This is a genomic window from Methylopila jiangsuensis (assembly GCF_027922305.1).
In the GTDB taxonomy this organism is placed as follows: Bacteria; Pseudomonadota; Alphaproteobacteria; order Rhizobiales; family Methylopilaceae; genus Methylopila; species Methylopila jiangsuensis.
In genome coordinates this window covers 1-18,541 of the sequence record NZ_BSFK01000016.1, presented here as the reverse complement: position 1 = coordinate 18,541, position 18,541 = coordinate 1, and the positions used below count along the sequence as shown (strand labels likewise).

12 protein-coding genes and 2 pseudogenes are annotated in these 18,541 nt (G+C 68.9%); 10 read left to right on the top strand and 4 right to left on the bottom strand.

The window, feature by feature from the left end; genetic code table 11:
* The first annotated feature begins 125 nt into the window (after positions 1-125).
* From PKE85_RS12890 to phoB, 7 genes and pseudogenes are all read left to right on the top strand, one after another.
* Positions 126-1,181: a PstS family phosphate ABC transporter substrate-binding protein gene (locus tag PKE85_RS12890; protein WP_271205166.1), complete on the top strand. Its 1,056-nt coding sequence runs from the start codon at positions 126-128 to the stop codon at positions 1,179-1,181.
* A gap of 118 nt (positions 1,182-1,299) precedes the next feature.
* Complete coding sequence (gene pstC, locus PKE85_RS12885; protein WP_271205165.1) at positions 1,300-2,688, top strand: phosphate ABC transporter permease subunit PstC; 1,389 nt, start codon at positions 1,300-1,302, stop codon at positions 2,686-2,688.
* Positions 2,681-3,181: pseudogene (locus PKE85_RS12880) on the top strand (DUF3333 domain-containing protein); the annotation flags it as partial. The gene pstC and the pseudogene PKE85_RS12880, both read left to right, overlap by 8 nt.
* Before the next feature lie 549 nt (positions 3,182-3,730).
* Positions 3,731-4,534, top strand: a pseudogene (gene pstA, locus PKE85_RS12875) (phosphate ABC transporter permease PstA); the annotation flags it as partial.
* 95 nt (positions 4,535-4,629) lie between these two features.
* Entirely contained in the window at positions 4,630-5,376 is a 747-nt protein-coding gene (gene pstB, locus PKE85_RS12870) for a phosphate ABC transporter ATP-binding protein PstB (RefSeq protein WP_428981374.1), read from the top strand.
* A gap of 40 nt (positions 5,377-5,416) precedes the next feature.
* Positions 5,417-6,133 (top strand): phosphate signaling complex protein PhoU, encoded by a 717-nt coding sequence (gene phoU, locus PKE85_RS12865; protein ID WP_271206062.1) that lies wholly within the window; start codon positions 5,417-5,419, stop codon positions 6,131-6,133.
* Positions 6,134-6,137: 4 nt separating this feature from the next.
* A complete protein-coding gene (gene phoB / locus PKE85_RS12860; RefSeq protein ID WP_271205163.1) occupies positions 6,138-6,839 on the top strand; it encodes a phosphate regulon transcriptional regulator PhoB in 702 nt (233 codons plus the stop codon).
* A gap of 171 nt (positions 6,840-7,010) precedes the next feature.
* On the opposite strand, the gene oxlT is transcribed toward phoB, so the two are convergent.
* Positions 7,011-8,333 carry an oxalate/formate MFS antiporter gene (gene oxlT / locus PKE85_RS12855; protein WP_271205162.1) on the bottom strand — a complete coding sequence of 441 codons (1,323 nt, stop codon included), beginning with the start codon at positions 8,331-8,333 and terminating at the stop codon, positions 7,011-7,013.
* A gap of 608 nt (positions 8,334-8,941) precedes the next feature.
* On the opposite strand from oxlT, the gene oxc reads away from it, so the two are divergent.
* From oxc to PKE85_RS12840, 3 genes are all read left to right on the top strand, one after another.
* Positions 8,942-10,720 (top strand): oxalyl-CoA decarboxylase, encoded by a 1,779-nt coding sequence (gene oxc, locus PKE85_RS12850; protein WP_271205161.1) that lies wholly within the window; start codon positions 8,942-8,944, stop codon positions 10,718-10,720.
* A 176-nt stretch (positions 10,721-10,896) separates the two neighbouring features.
* Entirely contained in the window at positions 10,897-12,174 is a 1,278-nt protein-coding gene (gene frc / locus PKE85_RS12845) for a formyl-CoA transferase (protein ID WP_271205160.1), read from the top strand.
* Positions 12,175-12,334: 160 nt separating this feature from the next.
* Positions 12,335-13,267, top strand: a complete 933-nt coding sequence (locus PKE85_RS12840; RefSeq protein ID WP_271205159.1) for a methionyl-tRNA formyltransferase — start codon at positions 12,335-12,337, stop codon at positions 13,265-13,267.
* Between the two features lie 155 nt (positions 13,268-13,422).
* On the opposite strand, the gene cobF is transcribed toward PKE85_RS12840, so the two are convergent.
* From cobF to PKE85_RS12825, 3 genes are all read right to left on the bottom strand, one after another.
* Positions 13,423-14,199, bottom strand: coding sequence for a precorrin-6A synthase (deacetylating) (cobF, locus tag PKE85_RS12835; RefSeq protein WP_271205158.1), 777 nt, complete (start codon positions 14,197-14,199; stop codon positions 13,423-13,425).
* A 67-nt stretch (positions 14,200-14,266) separates the two neighbouring features.
* Positions 14,267-15,943: a thiamine pyrophosphate-binding protein gene (locus PKE85_RS12830; RefSeq protein WP_271205157.1), complete on the bottom strand. Its 1,677-nt coding sequence runs from the start codon at positions 15,941-15,943 to the stop codon at positions 14,267-14,269.
* A 142-nt stretch (positions 15,944-16,085) separates the two neighbouring features.
* Positions 16,086-18,047 (bottom strand): M23 family metallopeptidase, encoded by a 1,962-nt coding sequence (locus PKE85_RS12825; RefSeq protein ID WP_271205156.1) that lies wholly within the window; start codon positions 18,045-18,047, stop codon positions 16,086-16,088.
* Between the last annotated feature and the right edge of the window lie 494 nt (positions 18,048-18,541).

Sequence of the window (18,541 nt, the reverse complement as noted above, 5' to 3'; positions counted from 1 at the left end):
TGACGACGGGCCTCTAGGGTCCGCCGCATTCCCGCCGGTCGAACCGGGGGGCGATGACGGTCAGGCGACCGCGCCGCCGTTTTCGATGACGGCGAATTAACGACGATCACATGAAGGAGAGGCGCGTGAAGCTCTTCACGATGTCCAGCACCATCGCGCTCGCGTTCGCGGGCGTGCTCGCGGCCGGCGCCGCCAGCGCCCAGTCCCGCGACCAGATCCGGATCGTCGGCTCCTCGACGGTCTATCCGTTCACCACCGCCGCCGCCGAGCAGTTCGGCAAGGCCGGCCAGTTCAAGACCCCGGTGGTCGAGTCCACCGGCACCGGCGGCGGCTTCAAGTTGTTCTGCGCCGGCGTCGGCGCCGGTCACCCGGACGCGGTGAACGCCTCGCGCGCCATCAAGAAGTCCGAGTTCGACGACTGCAACAAGAACGGCGTCTCCGAGATCATCGAGCTGAAGGTCGGCTTCGACGGCATCGTGCTCGCCAACTCCAAGAAGGGTCCGGACTTCAAGCTGACCCGCCAGCAGCTGTTCCTGGCGCTCGCCAAGGAAGTGCCGGGCGCGGACGGCAAGCTGGTCGCCAATCCCTACAAGTCCTGGAACGACATCGACCCGTCGCTCCCGGCCGAGAAGATCGAGGTCCTGGGCCCGCCCCCGACCTCCGGCACCCGCGACGCCTTCCTTGAGCTGGTGATGGAGAAGGGCGCCGAGAAGGTCGAGAGCTTCGCCGCGCTCAAGAAGTCGGACAAGAAGGCCTTCGACACCGCGTGGAAGACCGTCCGCGAGGACGGCGCCTACATCGACGCGGGCGAGAACGACAACCTGATCGTGCAGAAGCTCGAAGCCAACCCCAAGGCGGTCGGCATCTTCGGCTACTCGTTCCTCGAAGAGAACGCGTCGCAGATCAAGGGCGCCAACATCGAGGGCAAGGCTCCGACCTTCGAGGCCATCGCCGACGGCTCCTACAAGGTCTCCCGCCCGCTGTTCGTCTACTTCAAGAAGCAGCATGTGGGCGTGATCCCCGGCCTCAAGGAGTTCCTCGCCGAATACGCCTCCGACAAGGCCATGGGCGAAGAGGGCTACCTGTCCGAGAAGGGCCTCGTGCCGCTGCCGGAAGCCCAGGCCCACGAGGCCGAAGACGCCGCCAAGAAGCTCGTGACGATCTCCGCTCCGGCGTCCTGATCCGTCCCGACCACGCCGAACGGCGCCGCGGGGCGAACCTCCGCGGCGCCGTTCGCCCGTCTCCGCTCCCGGAGCGGGCGTGAAATCCAGTCCCGGCATCGAGCGGAGCGCTCAGCGGATGACGTTCATCTACATTCTCGGCATCGCGCTGGTCGCGATCGGCGCCTATGTCGCCGGCCGCCAGCGCGGCATGTCCTTCGCGGTCGCAGGCGCGGGCGGCGGCGCGGCCCGCATGCACTCGCTGCCCAGCTATCACGGCTTCTATCTGGCGGTGGCCGCCATCGCCCCCATGCTGCTGTGGCTGTTCGCCTGGCAGGCGATCGCCCCCAAGGTGGTCGAGGCGCAGGCGATCGCGGCGCTGCCGTCGGACCTCACGCCGACCGATCCGCTCACCTACGGCGCCCGCCTGCGCGAGATCATGACGCTGGCCCAGGGCGGCCAGGTCCCGGACGCGTCCGACGGCCTGCGCGCCGCGGGCCAGACCTTCGCCGGCTGGAGCATGGCCGCGGACTGGTCGCTGCTGGTCGTCGGCTTCGCGCTGGCGCTGCTCGGCTTCTTCTGGGCGTCCCGCCAGCTCTCCCCCGCCTTCCGCGCCCGCAACCGGGTCGAGAAGGTGGTGGGCGTCCTGCTGCTCGCCTGCTCCGCGGTCGCGGTGCTGACCACGGTCGGCATCGTGTTCTCGGTGCTGTTCGAGACGCTGCGCTTTTTCTCCAAGTACCCCTGGTACGACTTCCTGTTCGGCCTGCAGTGGTCGCCCCAGACGGCGATCCGCGCCGATCAGGTCGGCGCCTCCGGCTCCTTCGGCGCCGTGCCTCTGTTCGCCGGCACCACGCTGATCATGCTGATCGCCATGCTGGTCGCGGGCCCCATCGGCCTGTTCTCCGCGATCTACATGGCCGAGTACGCGAGCCCGCGGGTGCGCTCCATCGTCAAGCCGGTGCTCGAGGTTCTGGCCGGCGTGCCCACGGTGGTGTTCGGCTTCTTCGCGGCGCTGACCGTCGCGCCGCTCATCCGCTCCACCGGCGAGGCTCTCGGCCTCAACGTGGCGTCAGAGAGCGCGCTGGCGGCGGGCCTCGTCATGGGCGTGATGATCATCCCCTTCGTGTCGTCGCTGTCCGACGACGTGATCAACGCCGTGCCGCAGTCGCTGCGCGACGGCTCCTACGGCATGGGCGCCACCAAGTCGGAGACCATCAAGAAGGTCATCCTGCCGGCGGCGCTGCCGGGCATCGTCTCGGCCTTCATGCTCGCCATCTCCCGCGCGGTGGGCGAGACCATGATCGTGGTGATGGCGGCGGGCCTCGCCGGCAACCTCACCTTCAACCCGCTCGAGGCGGTCACCACCGTCACCGTTCAGATCAAGACGCTGCTGGTCGGCGATCAGGAGTTCGACAGCCCCAAGACGCTCTCCGCCTTCGCGCTGGGCTTCGTGCTGTTCTTCTTCACGCTGGTCCTGAACTTCATCGCCCTCCGTATCGTGCAGAAGTATCGAGAGCAGTATGACTGACATGACCGCAACCGCCGCCGGATCCCCGTCGCGCCGTCGGGCCGTCAGCGACGAAGCCGCTCGCGCGCTGGTGCGCAAGCGCTACCGCTCCGAAGCCCGCTTCAAGGCCTACGGCATCGCCGCCATCCTGTTCTCGGCCGCCTTCCTCGTGGTGCTGCTGGCGGACATCGTCGTCAAGGCGACGCCCGCCTTCACCATCACCCACCTGACGCTGCAGACGCAGCCGACCGCCGATCAGGTCGATCCGGCCGGCGACCGCTCGGCGGCCTCGCTCGCCCGCGGCGACTACACCGCGGCGGTGCGCGCCTCCTACCAGGCGCTGTTCCCGGAGGTGTCGGGCCGCGCCGAACGCCGCCAGCTCAACGGCCTGCTGTCCAGCGGCGCAGCCGACGACCTGCGCGACGACGTGATGGCCAATCCGCGCCTGATCGGCCAGACCGTCGAGACCCGCTCCGCCTTCTCGGACGATGCGGACCTCTATTACAAGGGCGCGGTGACGAAGGTCGCCGAGGAGATCGGCGAGGGCGTCGCGACCCCCTCCGCGACCACCGGCGACGTGACCATCGTCACGTCGAACCCGGCCTTCGCCAACGATCTCGCCGACATCAAGAGCGACCTTTCGGAGACCGCGCGCTCCCGCCGCTTCGAGGTGGAGCGGATCAAGACCCTGCGCGACGGCGTCCTGGCCGACCGGCCGGGCGCCGAGCGCGAACTCGCCAACGCGGAAGGTTCGGGCGACGCCGCCCGGGTCACCGTGGCGCGCAACACGCTCGCCAAGATCGACTCCGACTCCGACAGCCTGCGCTCCCAGATGGAGACGCTGGCCGGCGAGGCGGCGGACTTCGAGACCCGGTTCAGGAACCAGAGCGGCGCCGAGACTCTCGACGAGAAGCTGCCGAGCCGTCTCGTCGCCATCAACGGCGGTCTGGTGAAGGTGACGAGCCTCGCCGCCGACCGCGTCGAGGGCCGGGTGCTTGTGCCGCTGCAGAACCCGAACGCGGCCCAGGCCGGCCAGTGGAAGGTGCTGACCTACGAGACCCCGGAGAACTCCCGCCGGCTGAACGACCAGCAGATCGCCTGGCTGGAGTCGCTTGAGGAGAAGGGGCTGGTGACGTCCGGCTTCAACACCGGCTTCTTCACCACCGGCGACTCCCGCGAGGCCGAGCAGGCCGGCATCCTCGGCGCCCTGGTCGGCTCGCTGCTGACCATGGCGGTGACGCTGCTGATCTGCCTGCCGATCGGCGTTGGCGCCGCGATCTATCTCGAGGAGTTCGCTCCGAAGAACCGGATCACGGACATCATCGAGATCAACATCAACAACCTCGCGGCGGTGCCCTCCATCGTCTACGGCCTGCTCGGCCTCGCGGTGTTCCTGAACTTCTTCGGCATGCCGCGCTCGTCCGCGGTGGTCGGCGGCTTCGTGCTGGCCCTGCTGGTGCTGCCCACCATCATCATCGCGAGCCGCGCCGCGCTGAAGGCGGTGCCGCCCTCGATCCGCGAAGCCGCGCTCGGCGTCGGCGCCTCGCACCAGCAGGCGGTGTTCCACCACACCCTGCCGCTGGCGATGCCGGGCATCATGACCGGCACCATCATCGGCATGGCCCACGCCCTCGGCGAGACCGCGCCGCTGCTGCTGATCGGCATGGTGGCCTTCATCGTCGACGTGCCCACCAGCCTGTCCTCGGCGACCACGGTTCTGCCGGTGCAGATCTATCTCTGGTCCGACCTGCCCGAGGTCGCGTTCCAGGCCAAGACCTCGGCGGCCATCATCGTGCTGCTGCTGTTCCTCTTCCTCATGAACGGACTTGCGATCCTGCTGCGCAAACGCTTCGAGCGGCGGTGGTGAGCGTGACCGAAGGAGTTTCGACCATGGACGCCAACGTGAACGCCCAGACCCAGACCCAGGGCGCCGCCTCCGCCGATCTCGGCGGCGATCCGAAGATCGTCGCCCGCAACGTGAACGTCTATTACGGCGAGAAGCACGCCCTGAAGGACGTCTCCATCGACATGGCCGAGCGTTCGGTCACGGCCTTCATCGGCCCGTCCGGCTGCGGCAAGTCCACGTTCCTGCGCTGCATCAACCGCATGAACGACACGATCTCCATCTGCCGGGTCACCGGCAAGATCACCATCGACGACTACGACATCTACGATCCCTCGCTGGACGTGGTGCAGCTGCGCGCCCGCGTCGGCATGGTGTTCCAGAAGCCGAACCCGTTCCCGAAATCGATCTACGAGAACGTGGCCTACGGCCCGCGCATCCACGGCCTGGCCCGCTCCAAGGCGGAGATGGACGAGATCGTCGAGGACAGCCTGCGCAAGGCGAGCCTCTGGAACGAGGTGAAGGACCGCCTCAACGACGGCGGCACCGGCCTCTCCGGCGGCCAGCAGCAGCGCCTCTGCATCGCCCGCGCCATCGCGGTGAGCCCCGAGGTGATCCTGATGGACGAGCCCTGCTCGGCGCTCGACCCCATCGCGACCGCCAAGATCGAGGAGCTGATCGACGAACTGCGCCAGAACTTCACGATCGTGATCGTGACGCACTCCATGCAGCAGGCGGCGCGCGTGTCCCAGCGCACGGCGTTCTTCCATCTCGGCGTCATCGTCGAGACCGGCCCGACCGAGCAGATCTTCACCAGCCCGAACGACCGCCGCACCCAGGACTACATCACGGGCCGCTTCGGCTGACCGGGACGGGGAGGGAGACACCCACATGACCACCACCACCATGCCCGACCACATCGTCAGCGCCTTCGACGCCGACCTGAAGGAGCTCGGCGACAAGCTCGCCGAGATGGGCGGCCTGGCCGAGAAGCTCGTCGCCGAATCCGTCGACGCGCTGCTCACCCGCGACAGCCCGCTCGCCCGGCGGGTGATCGACTGGGACCGCTCCATCGACCGCCTGCAGCAGGAGATCGAGGAGCGCGCCATCCTCACCATCGCCAAGCGCGCGCCGGTCGCCATCGACCTGCGAGAGGTGGTGGCGTCGCTGCGCATCGCCAACGACCTGGAGCGCATCGGCGACCTCGCCAAGAACATCGCCAAGCGCGTGATCGCGCTCGACGGCCAGTTCCAGCCGCCCAAGCTCGCCCACGGCGTGGCGCACATCGCCAACCTAACGCTGGCGCAGCTGAAGGAGGTGCTCGACGCCTACACCCAGCGCGACGAGGCCCGGGCGCTCGAGGTGTGGAAGCGGGACGGCGAGATCGACCAGCTCTACACCTCGCTGTTCCGCGAGCTGCTGACCTACATGATGGAGGATCCGCGCAACATCGGCTTCTGCGCGCATCTCCTGTTCTGCGCCAAGAACGTGGAGCGCATCGGCGACCACGCCACCAACATCGCGGAGACGATCTACTACCTCGTCAACGGGACGCCCCTGACCGAGGACCGGCCCAAGGGCGACACCTCGAGCTCGACCAAGATCGAGTTCCCGCAGGGGTGAGCCGATGACGCCTCGGGTGATGATCGTCGAGGACGAGGAGCCGCTGACGCTCCTCCTCCGCTACAACCTGGAAGCCGAGGGCTACGCCGTGGAATCGGTGGCCCGCGGCGACGAGGCCGAGACGCGGCTGCGCGAGTGGACGCCGGACCTGATCCTGCTCGACTGGATGCTGCCGGGGCTGTCGGGCATCGAGCTGTGCCGCCGTCTGCGGACCCGGCCCGAGACCGAACGTCTGCCCATCATCATGCTCACCGCGCGCGGCGAGGAGGCCGAGCGCGTGCGCGGCCTCGCCACCGGCGCGGACGACTACGTGGTCAAGCCGTTCTCGGTGCCGGAGCTGGTGGCGCGGGTGCGGGCGCTGCTGCGCCGGGCGAAGCCCGAGCATGTGGCGACGGTGCTCAAGGCCGGCGACATCGAGCTCGACCGCCAGTCGCACCGGGTGCACCGGCAGTCGCGGGAAATCCATCTCGGGCCGACGGAGTTCAAGCTGCTGGAGTTCCTGATGCAGTCGGCGGGGCGGGTGTTCTCCCGCGAACAGCTGCTCGACGGCGTCTGGGGGCACGACGTCTACATCGACGAGCGCACCGTGGACGTGCACGTGGGCCGCTTGCGCAAGGCCATCAATCGCGGGCGGCAGCTCGATCCGATCCGCACCGTGCGCGGCGCGGGTTACTCGTTCGACGAGACCTTCGCCCGCACCCAGTGAGGTCAGGGGGCGCCTGACCTCACCTCACGCCGCGACGCCCCGGACCCGATGACGGTCCGGGGCGTCGTGCGTTTGGGCGCATGAAAAAGCCCCCGGCGCGAGGGCGCGCCGGGGGCCGAGTGGCCGCGGACGGGGCGATGGGAGCGCGACCCCGTCAGGTTCGCGGCGAACTCACTCCGCGGGAGCGGCGTGGCCGGCGGGCGCCGCGACGTCAGCCTTGGCGCCGGCGACGACGCGGCGGCGCCAGGGCTTCAGCAGGGCGATGGCGAGCACCGAGGCGAGGATGTTGGCGCCGGCGGCGATCAGGAACACGCCGTCCCAGGAGCCCTGGCCCTGCTGCAGATAGTTCGCGAACGGCACCAGCAGCGCGGCCGTGCCCTTGGCGGTGTAGAGCATGCCCGCGTTGGTGGCGGCGAACTTGGAGCCGAACGTGTCGGTGCAGGTGGCCGGGAACAGCGAGTAAATCTCGCCCCAGGCGAAGAACACGAAGCCCGAAAGCAGCACGAACCACAGCGGATCGTGGCCCCACAGGTAGAGCATGTAGATGCCGACGCCTTCCATGGCGAAGGCGACGAACATGGTGTTCTCACGGCCGATCTTGTCGGAGATCCAGCCGAAGAACGGGCGGGTGAGGCCGTTCAGCACGCGGTCGATGGTGGCGGAGAAGGTGACCACCGTCATGGTCAGGCCGAGCAGGGTGACGGGCACCTTGTCGATGTGCAGGTCGGCGGCGATCGGCTTCAGGTTGGCGGTGATCATCAGGCCGCCGGCGCCGACGATGACGAACATGAAGTACATCAGCCAGAAGATCGGCTGGCGCACCACCTCGGACGGGCCGTAGTTGCGGCGGCTCTGGATGTTCGCGGCGTTGACCGTGACAGCGGGCGTCTGGCCGGCCTTCGGGCCGCGCAGCAGCGTGGACATCACGCAGATCACCACGGCCTGGCCGATGCCGAACCAGATGAAGGCGGCCTGGTAGCCGGAATTGGCGATCATGGACTGGATCGGGGCGACGGTGAGCGCGGCGCCCGCGCCGAAGCCGGCGGCGGTGATGCCGGCGGCGAGGCCGCGCTTGTCGGGGAACCACTTCAGCGCGTTGCCCACGCAGGTGCCGTAGACCGCGCCGGCGCCGACGCCGGCGATGACCTGGCCCACATAGAACCCGGTCAGCGAGGTGGCGTAGCCGTTGATGACCCAGCCGACGCCGCAGAGCACGCCGCCGAAGGCGACCACCACCAGCGGGCCGTACTTGTCCACGAACCAGCCCTCGACCGGCACCAGCCAGGTCTCGAACAGCACGAACAGCGTGAAGGCCCACTGGATCGCGGCGCGGTCCCAGCCGAACTTGGCCTGAATGTCGGGAACGAAGAAGGTCCAGCCGTATTGCAGGTTGGCGATCATCACCATGCAGATGACGCCGACGACAAGTTGCGTCCAGCGATAGGCGTCGCTGACGCGGTGGCCGGGGTCGCCGGCCTCAAGCGCAGAGTGCATTTCCTACCCTCATGATTGGTCTTGTTGCGTGGGGGTCATCACGGGACACTCACGGATTTGTCATATTGGTATTCAAGATGCCAATAAGGCAAGCGACGAAAGTTGTAGACGCTGAATGATGCTGCGTCGCAAAATGCCCGGAGCCCTTATGAGCGACCCTAAGGAGGAGAGGGCATAACGTCGCAGGAGCGCGCGGCGCGACCCGATATGGAGCCATCCTAAAGTATAAGCGTTTCTGGCATGTGGCATACCAAAATGCCTATCGTCGCCGCTCCAGCCCCGCGAAAACCGAAGAGCTTCTTGCGTCGCAGCAAAAAACTCCGCCCCTCGCTCGGTGAGGTTTCGTTGACAGCCTTGTATCTGGCATGCCAGATTTGCGGCGATCAGAGGGTCGGCGCGACCGGCCCGGGCGCCGGCGGACGCTGCGACCAAAGCGCGCGACGTTCGCCGGCACGAGCGCGCCGCACGCGCGGAAAGGGAAAGGCCAAGGGGCCGAAGAGCCCACGTCACCCGAGCGTCAAAGGCCGCGGAAGCCGTCCGGACCCGTTCCGGAACGCGCCTTCGGAGCGGACCGCAAAAGCAAAAAAGAAATCTGGAGGATTACGCCCATGTCGAGCGCCGCATTGAAGATCCAAACCCTGTCCGAAGAGCAGACCGCCGCCCCCCTGCTCGATCCGCAGATCGCCGCCGAGCCCGAGCTCACCGACGGCTTCCATCTGGTCATCGACGCCCTGAAGCTGAACGGCATCGAGACCATCTATGGCGTGCCGGGCATTCCGATCACGGATCTCGGCCGCATGGCCCAGGCGGAAGGCATCCGCGTCATCTCGTTCCGCCACGAGCAGAACGCCGGCAACGCCGCCGCCATCGCGGGCTTCCTCACCAAGACGCCGGGCGTCTGCCTTACGGTCTCCGCGCCGGGCTTCCTGAACGGCCTGACGGCGCTCGCCAACGCCACCACCAACTGCTTCCCCATGATCCTGATCTCCGGCTCGTCCGAGCGTGAGATCGTCGACCTGCAGCAGGGCGACTACGAGGAGATGGACCAGCTCGCCATCGCCAAGCCGCTGTGCAAGGCGGCCTTCCGCGTGCTGCACGCCGAGGACATCGGCATCGGCGTCGCCCGCGCCATCCGCGCAGCGGTCTCGGGCCGTCCGGGCGGCGTCTATCTGGACCTGCCGGCCAAGCTGTTCTCCCAGGTGATCGACGCCGCCAAGGGCGAGGCCTCGCTGGTCAAGGTGATCGACGCGGCTCCCGAGCAGATCCCGGCGCCGTCCGCGGTCAAGCGCGCGCTCGACCTGCTGAAGTCCGCCAAGCGTCCGCTGATCATCCTCGGCAAGGGCGCGGCCTACGCCCAGGCCGACGACGAGATCCGCGAGCTCGTGGAGCGTTCGGGCATCCCCTACATCCCCATGAGCATGGCCAAGGGCCTGCTGCCCGACACCCATCCGCTGTCGGCGGGCGCGGCGCGCTCCACCGTGCTCAAGGACTCCGACGTGGTGCTGCTGCTCGGCGCCCGCCTGAACTGGCTGCTCAGCCACGGCAAGGGCAAGCAGTGGGGCGAGCCCGGCTCCAAGAAGTTCATCCAGGTGGACATCGAGCCGCGCGAGATGGACTCCAACGTCGAGATCGCAGCCCCGCTCGTGGGCGACATCGGCTCGGTGGTGAAGACCCTGCTCGCGGGCATCGACTCCAGCTGGCCGGGCGTGCCCGCCGAGTGGACCTCGACGATCAACGCCAAGAAGGACGCCAACATCGCCAAGATGGAGGCCAAGCTCGGCAAGAACGCCGCGCCCATGGACTTCCACGGCGCCCTCGGCGCGCTGCGCGAGGTGATCAAGGAGCGGCCGGACGCCATCCTCGTGAACGAGGGCGCCAACACGCTCGACCTCGCCCGCGGCGTCATCAACATGTACCAGCCGCGCAAGCGCCTGGACGTGGGCACCTGGGGCGTGATGGGCATAGGCATGGGCTTCGCCATCGCCGCCGCGGTGGAGACGGGCAAGCCGGTGCTGGCGGTCGAAGGCGACTCGGCCTTCGGCTTCTCCGGCATGGAGGTGGAGACGATCTGCCGGTACAACCTGCCGGTCTGCATCGTGATCTTCAACAACAACGGCATCTACCGCGGCACGGACACCGATCCGACCGGCCGCGATCCCGGCACCACCGTGTTCGTGCCGGGCGCCCGCTACGACAAGATGATGGAGGCCTTCGGCGGCGTGGGCGTGAACGTGACGACCCCCGACGAACTGAAGCGCGCGGTGGACGCGGCCATGGACAGCGGCAAACCCACCCTCATCAACGCGGAGATCGACCCGGAAGCCGGCAGCGAGAGCGGCAACATCGGAAGCCTTAATCCCCAGAGCGTGGTCAAGAAGAAGAAGTGAAGCGACGATCCGCCGCCGACCAAGGGATTAGGCGGCGGCGGTCGGGTTTCATGTATAAGTAATGCCAGCGTGTCCCATTGACGGCGGCCCCATCGCGCCGTCAATGGGATGGGGATATGACGCCGCAGGCCCGTGAGGGGCCCGCGGCCTGGGGCTTCCGGAAGGATTGGAGCGACATGAGCAAGGCTCTCGAAGGCGTCCGCGTGCTGGATTTCACCCATGTCCAGTCGGGCCCGACCTGCACCCAGCTTCTCGCCTGGTTCGGCGCCGACGTGATCAAGGTGGAGCGCCCGGGCGCCGGCGACGCCACCCGGCAGCAGCTTCAGGACATCCCTGACGTGGACAGCCTCTATTTCACGATGCTGAACCACAACAAGCGCTCCATCACGCTGGACTCCAAGAGCGCCAAGGGCAAGGAAGTGCTCTGGCGGCTGGTGAAGGAATGCGACGTGCTGGTGGAGAACTTCGCCCCGGGCGCGCTCGACCGCATGGGACTGACCTGGGAGAAAATCCAGGAGGTCAACCCGCGCATGATCCTGGCGTCCGTGAAGGGCTTTGGCCCCGGCCGCTACCAGGACTGCAAGGTCTATGAGAACGTCGCCCAGTGCGCCGGCGGCTCCGCCTCCACCACCGGCTTCCGCGACGGCATCCCGATGGTGACCGGCGCCCAGATCGGCGACAGCGGCACCGGCCTGCACCTCGCGCTCGGCATCGTCACCGCCCTGTTCCACCGCACCCATTCCGGCCGCGGCCAGAAGGTGGACTGCGCCATGCAGGACTCGGTGCTGAACCTCTGCCGCGTCAAGCTGCGCGACCAGCAGCGCCTGGAGCACGGCCCTCTGCGCGAATACAGCCAGTTCGGCGAAGGCATCGACTTCGACGACTACGTGCCGCGCGCGGGCAACGACTCCGGCGGCGGCCAGCCGGGCCGCATCCTGAAGTGCAAGGGCTGGGAGCACGACGCCAACGCCTATCTGTACTTCATCACCCAGGCCCCGGTCTGGGAGAAGATCTGCGACGTCATCGGCGAGCCCACCTGGAAGACCGATCCGAACTACGCCACGCCCAAGGCGCGCCTGCCGCATCTCAACGAGATCTTCACGCGCATCGAAGCCTGGACCATGACCAAGACCAAGTTCGAGGCCATGGACATCCTGAACAAGTTCGACATCCCCTGCGGTCCGATCCTCTCCATGAAGGAGATCATCGAGGACGAAGGTCTGTACGACACCGGCACGCTGGTGAAGGTCGACCATCCGACCCGCGGCGAATACGTCTCGGTCGGCAGCCCCATCAAGCTCTCGGGCAGCCCGGTCGAGGTGGAGCGCGCCCCGCTGCTGGGCGAGCACACCGACGAGATCCTGCGCGACGTGCTGGGCTACTCCGACTCCGAGATCGCCGAGATCGAGGGCTCCGGCGCCGTCGGCGTCATCCAGAAGCTCGCAGCCGAATAACACCGCTCCTTGCGGCCCGCCCGCCGGCGGCTCACAGAAGGGACGCGCGCCCCGCGCCCCCGACGTGACCCCCCGGCGGGCGGTTTTTTTATGTGGACCGCGCGGCGTTCGTCGGCGTCCTGCGCGTTCCGCACCGAACGTCATCTGGGAGGACAAGCGCATGCGCATCGTGGTTCACGGCCAGCAGGCCTTCGGCAAGGCGGTGCTTGAGGCGCTGCTCGCGCGCGGCGAAAACGTCGTGGCGGTCTATGTGGCGCCCGAGAAAGAGGGCCAGAAGGCCGATCCCCTGAAGGAGGCGGCGCTGGCCGCGGGGCTGGAGGTGCGCCAGCCCGCCTCCTACCGGTCGGACGAGGTGGCCGAGCAGTTCCGCGCCCTGAAGCCGGACCTTCAGGTGATGGCCTTCGTCACGCTGTTCGTGCCGTCGAGCTTCCTGAACATCCCGACCCACGGCTCGATCCAGTACCACCCGTCGCTGTTGCCGGCCTATCGGGGCGCCTCGGCCATCAACTGGCCGATCATCAAGGGCGAGACCGAGACCGGGCTGTCGATCTTCTGGCCGGACGACGGCCTGGACACCGGCGACGTGCTGCTGCAGAAGACCACGCCCATCGGGCCGAAGGACACGCTGGGCTCGGTCTATTTCGACCGGCTGTTCCCCTTGGGCGTCGAGGCCATGCTCGAGGCGGTCGATCTGGTGAAGGCCGGAACGGCGCCGCGGATCAAACAGGACGAGGACAAGGCCACCTATGAGGGTCTGTGCCGCGCGGCCAACGCCAGGATCGACTGGGGCAAGCCTTGGAGCCAAATCGACCGGCTGATCCGCGGCTGCAACCCCTCGCCCGGCGCCTGGACGACGCTGGATGGCGCGACGCTCAAGGTCTTGGACGCGACCCCGCTGCCGGCCAAGTCCCCCAAGGACATCGGAGGCAAGCTCGGCGAGGTGGTTGCGGTCGGACCGGAGGGCATCACCGTGGTCTGCGCCGACGGGCGTTTCCTGATCACCCGCGTTCAGCCCGAGGGCGGCGCGAAGCTCGCGGCCGGCGAACACGCCGCGTCGTCTGGCCTCGCCGTCGGCGCGCGCTTCAGCGTGTGAGCCGAACGTCCGGGAGCCGAGCCCGCGCGTAAAGACTCCTCCACGTCATGCCCGCCGCATGGCGGGCATCCAAGATGTGGACGCCGGGGTTTCGCTCAAGGGAAGTCGTGGATGCCCGAGACAAGCTCGGGCATGACGGTGTGCGGACGTCAGCGTTAGGGCAGCGTCGTCCGGCGCAGCAGGTAGCTGTCCATGATCCAGCCGTTCGCGGCGCGGGCCTCCGTCCGGCGGCGGACGATCTCGTCGGCGACCTCGCCGACAGGCCCGGTGATCCGGATCTCGTTGGCGGCCCCCACATAGGCGCCCCAGTAGATCTCGACGGACGGGTCGTCCCGGAACGCCAGAAAGCTGTTCTCCGCGTCCAGCATCACCGCGACGCTGTCCGTGTTCGTCGGAAACCCGTCCGCCGCAAGCCGTCGCCCGGTGGTGATGAGCACCGGGCGGCCGATGCTGTTCAGCGTCACCTTATGGCGCGCGGTCAGCGCCTGCAGGCTGCTGACGCCGGGGATCACCTCCCAGACGATGTCGTGACGCCCGCTCTCCGCAATCGTGCGGATGATGCGGATGGTGCTGTCGTAGAGCGCGGGATCGCCCCAGGCGAGGTAGCCGGCGCATTCGCCGTCCGCCATCTCCTCGGCGATCAGCCGCTCCACCGCGGCGCCCTTGCGATCGTTCAGGTCGTCGACGGCGGCGAGATAGTCCGCCGCGCCCCGGTCCCGCTCCGGCGTGGTCCCTTCCGCGAAGCGGTAGGTCCGGTCCGCCCGGATGTAGCGCCGGCACACCTCGCGGCGCAGCGCCAGCAGATCGTCCTTGGACGGGCCCTTCTCCATCAGGAAGAACACGTCCACCGTATTCAGCGCCTCGACCGCCTGCAGGGTGACGTGGGACGGATCGCCGGCCCCGATTCCGATGATCTTGATGGTCTTGGCCATGGGCCGCCTCCCCGTGACGAACGGGCTTCCCTTTACCGGCTTCGGCGGGCCGGCGCACGCGGCTTCGTCAGCCGCGCGCGGCTTGCGCCCTCAGCCCGGCGACGGTCGCGGTCGGACTCAGCGCTTCGGGATCGAGCGCCACATGGATCAGCGCCGGGCGCCCCGAGGCCCGCGCCGCGGCGAAGGCGGTGGCGAACGCGCCGGCCTCCGTGACCGAGAATCCCTCCGCGCCATAGGCCCGCGCCAGCGCCGCGAAATCCGGATTCGCCAGCGCCGTGCCGAAGGGGCGGCCGGGATAGGTCCGCTCCTGATGCATGCGGATGGTGCCGTACTGGCCGTTGTCGATCACGATCGTCACCACCGCGAGATCGTGCTGGACCGCGGTGGCGAGCTCCTGCCCCGTCATCAGGAAGCAGCCGTCGCCGGCGAGCGCCACCACCTCGCGCGCCGGATCGAGCCGCTTGGCCGCGATCGCCGCCGGCAGACCGTAGCCCATGGAGCCGGAGGCGGGCGCCGCCTGGCTTCCGTAGCGGGTGAAGCGGTGGAAGCGGTGCAGCCAGCCGCAGTAGTTGCCCGCGCCGTTGCAGATCACCGCCTCGGGCGGCAGCGCGCGCAGCGCAGCCGTCACCTCGGCCATCTGGACCGGGCCCGGATGCGGGGGGACGGTCTCCGACCAGGCGAGGTAATCCGCGTGCGCCGCGTCCGTCTCCGCCTCCCAGGGCAGGGCGTTCGGCGGCTGCACGCCTTCGAGCGTGGCGGCGAAGGCGGTGGGCGACGCCACGATCCCGAGCGCCGGCTGGTAGACCCGGCCGATCTCCTGCGGATCGGGATGCACATGGATCAGCGTCTGCCGGGGGGAGGGGACGCCGAGCAGCTCGTAGCCCTGGGACGGAACCTCGCTCAGCCGGTCGCCGATCAGCAGCACGAGGTCGGCATTGCGGATGCGCGTCGCGAGCTTCGGGTTGGGCGCGATGCCGAGGTCGCCCGCGGCGCACGGGTGGTCGGCCGGAAACAGCATCTGCCGGCGGAAGGTGGTGGCGACCGGAAGCCGGAACCGGTCCGCGAATCGGGCGAGGCTCTGGACCGCGCGCGCCGACCAGCGCCCGCCGCCCACGACCGCGATCGGCCGCTTCGCCGCCCACAGCCGCTTCTGGAGCTCGGCCATGTCGGCGAGGCCGGACCAGCTTTCCGCCGGCGCGACGGCGGGGGCGTCCGCGACGGAGGCCTGATCCGCCAGCATGTCCTCGGGCAGGCCGATCACCACCGGGCCGGGCGCCCCTTGCGTCGCCGTCCGGATCGCCCGCGCGATCAGCTCGGGGATGCGCGCCGCGTCGTCGATCTCCACCACCCATTTGGCGATGGAGCCGAACACCGCGCGGAGGTCCAGCTCCTGAAACGCTTCACGCCCCCGGACGCCGCGCGCCACCTGGCCCACGAACAGCAGCAGCGGGTTCGAATCCTGCCGCGCCACATGCAGTCCGCTCATGGCGTTGGTCGCGCCGGGGCCGCGGGTGACGAAGCACAGGCCCGGACGGCCCGAAAGCCGGCCCCAGGCGTCGGCCATCATCGCGGCGCCGCCCTCCTGCCGGCAGGTGACGAAGTCGAACCCGCCTCCCGCCGCCCGCATGGCCTCCAGCACGGCGAGATAGCTTTCGCCCGGCACGCCGAAGCCGGTGGTCAGCCCGTTCGCCACGAGCGCGTCCACGAGGATTTCGGCGCCGGAGCGCGGGCGAAGGTCGGTCATCGCGGTCGGGTCCGGAAGAGCGGCGAAAAAGCCTGATTGGAACGTCAAGATTTTCGTCATGCCCGATGGGCAAGCTCGGGCATGACGAAGTTTAGATCGCGCCCTTCAGCGATGTCCAAGCAGGCTCAATGAGGGAGGCGAATCAGCCGCCTTCGCTGGTCGCGGCGCGGGCGGCGGTGGTGGAGCCGCGCCCGAGCAGGCCGTCGACGCGCTCGCGCTCGCGCTGGAAGCTCGCCAGCGTCTCGCCGTCGAGCTCGCGGCCGCGCGGAAGCTTGATCTTCATGGGGTTCACGAAGCGGCCGTTGATCAGCACCTCGTAATGCAGATGCGCTCCGGTGGAGAGCCCGGTGGAGCCCACATAGCCGATGACCTGTCCCTGTCGCACCCGCGCGCCGGGCGTGACGCCGCGGGCGATGCCGGACATGTGGTTGTAGGTGCTCTCGTACCCGTTGGCGTGCTTCAGCACCACCTGCCGGCCATAGCCGTTGGACCAGCCGGCCTTCTCCACGTCGCCATTGCCGGAGGCGACGATGGGCGTGCCGGTGGGGGCCGCCCAGTCCACGCCGGTGTGCATCTTGGAGTAGCCCAGCACCGGATGCCGCCGGAAGCCGAAGCCCGAGCGCATCACGCCGCCGCTCATGGGCTTGCGCATCAGGAACTGCTTCGCCGACTTGCCGGTCTCGTCGTAATAGTCGGCGACGCCGTCGTCCTCGGTGGTGAAGCGGTAGAAACGCCGGGCCTCGCCGCCGGCGGTGAGCGCCATGAAGGCCACCTCGCCGGCGCCGTTCAGCTCCTCGTCGGCGGCGTAGAACACCTCGAAGCTGTCGCCGGGCCGCACCGGGCGGTTGAAGTCCACGTCATAGGAGACGATGCGCACCATCTCGTCGATGATGGCGGGCGGCACGTCGTTCTTCAGCGCCGCCTCATAGAGGCCGTTGTAGAGCCGCATGCGGCCGGAGGCGACGGGCGCGCTTTCCTCGGCCAGCTCCTCCGCCGTCGGCTCGTCCGACATGTCGCCCACATCGGCGATGGCCACATAGTCGCCCACGTCCGACAGCGCCACCGAGCCCACATGGTCGCCGTTGGCCTCGAACAGGCTGACGCGCACCGGCTGCAGCCGGTTGAGGCCGGGCGCGGCGGAGCGGCCCATCAGCACCTTCAGCTTCTGCCCGGTCTTCACCGTGGCGAGGCCGTAGCCGTCGCGGCCGCCGAATCGCTGCGCCACGGCCCGGGCGTCCTCGGGCAGAACCCCCGCCTCCTGCTCCAGCGCCGCCTCCAGCGCGCCATCGGCCGTGATGGCGATCATGCGCTCGCCGGGGCCGGCGGGGTTCAGCGGTTCGGTGGCGGACTTCGCCACCAGGGTGACGTTGGCGACCGGCGGAGCGTCGTCGCCGAACGGCGCTGCGAACCCACCCGCGCCCGGCTCCGGCGCGTAAGCGAGCCGGCTCTGGGCGCCGGGGGTGAGCTGGGTCGCCGCGGCGTAGCGGGACGCGATCTCGAACGCCGCGGCCTCGCGCACCCGGGCGCGCACCTCGGTGGGCGGCACGGTGGGGCCCTCATCCGGGCCGATGGCGTGCTTGGACAGGTCGCTGACCACGAAGGACAGGTCGCCCTCGCCGTCCGCGTCCGGCTGGGGCGGGGGATTCTTGTCCGCCGCGGCCTGCACCTTCAGCGGATCGAACGGCGGCACGTCGCCGGCGCGGTCGGTCGGCCCCTGGGCCAGCGTCGCGCTGACGCGCACGAAGGGCCGCATCTTCACCACTTCGCGGTCGCCGTGCCGGGTGCTGGCGCTGACGCGGATCAGCGCGCGCGCCGACACCTGCTCGGCCTCCGCCGACAGCCGGTCGCCCTTGCGCAGGCCGGCCGAGCCGGTCTCCTCGGGCGCGGGGCGCAGGGCGGCCAGCAGCCGCGGCGCGCCGATGACCCCGGCTTCGCTCTCCAGCGTGGAGTAGATCGCGCCCGCGAGCAGCCCGGCCCCCGCCATGCCCGTCAGCACCGTGCCCACGAACCACCGGAGGCTGACCGCGCGCGGGTCCGGCGGGCCGTCGCCCTGTCCGTCGACGCGCAGCGGCGGCTCCGAGCCGAGGGCGATCGGCGGCCGCATATGCGTGGAACTGCGGGGAACGCGACGGGGGGACACGTTGTCGGGCGGCCTCGACCTGTGAAGCGAATGTTAAGAACGCAGGGCAAGCTACCCCCGTCGCTCCCGAACGCCAACGTTCGGAGGCGCGCGGCGGCATGTTTTCCGCTCGCGTCCTGTGCGAACAGGGATTCGCGAGCAGTGTGGCCCCATTGGGGCGCACCTAAAAAGAACGCTCAGGCAAGGGGTTAAGGGATCCGGCTCTCCCGGATGCGCGGAAACGCGTCGATGGGGTTTGCCTGACGGGCCCATCCCCTGCGCGGGCCGGAATGACCGGGGAATGACGTTTTTTTGGAGCGTTTAAGACGGCTCAAACCGCCTCATTCTTGAGCGGAAAGCCGTCCTGATGGGCAGGGGCTGGCGACCGAAAGGGCGAAAAAACCGAAAAACCGTCGTTGACACCTTGGTTGGGTGCTGCCTATAAAGCGCCACACCGGACGACGGGGCGGCCAACAGCG

Coding starts and splice junctions, on each gene's coding strand:
- oxlT (WP_271205162.1), bottom strand. CDS start 8,333: ATGCACTCTGCGCTTGAGGCCGGCGACCCCGGCCACCGCGTCAGCGAC.
- PKE85_RS12825 (WP_271205156.1), bottom strand. CDS start 18,047: ATGCGGCCGCCGATCGCCCTCGGCTCGGAGCCGCCGCTGCGCGTCGAC.
- cobF (WP_271205158.1), bottom strand. CDS start 14,199: ATGGCCAAGACCATCAAGATCATCGGAATCGGGGCCGGCGATCCGTCC.
- PKE85_RS12830 (WP_271205157.1), bottom strand. CDS start 15,943: ATGACCGACCTTCGCCCGCGCTCCGGCGCCGAAATCCTCGTGGACGCG.
- oxc (WP_271205161.1), top strand. CDS start 8,942: ATGTCGAGCGCCGCATTGAAGATCCAAACCCTGTCCGAAGAGCAGACC.
- pstC (WP_271205165.1), top strand. CDS start 1,300: ATGACGTTCATCTACATTCTCGGCATCGCGCTGGTCGCGATCGGCGCC.
- PKE85_RS12840 (WP_271205159.1), top strand. CDS start 12,335: ATGCGCATCGTGGTTCACGGCCAGCAGGCCTTCGGCAAGGCGGTGCTT.
- phoU (WP_271206062.1), top strand. CDS start 5,417: ATGCCCGACCACATCGTCAGCGCCTTCGACGCCGACCTGAAGGAGCTC.
- phoB (WP_271205163.1), top strand. CDS start 6,138: ATGACGCCTCGGGTGATGATCGTCGAGGACGAGGAGCCGCTGACGCTC.
- frc (WP_271205160.1), top strand. CDS start 10,897: ATGAGCAAGGCTCTCGAAGGCGTCCGCGTGCTGGATTTCACCCATGTC.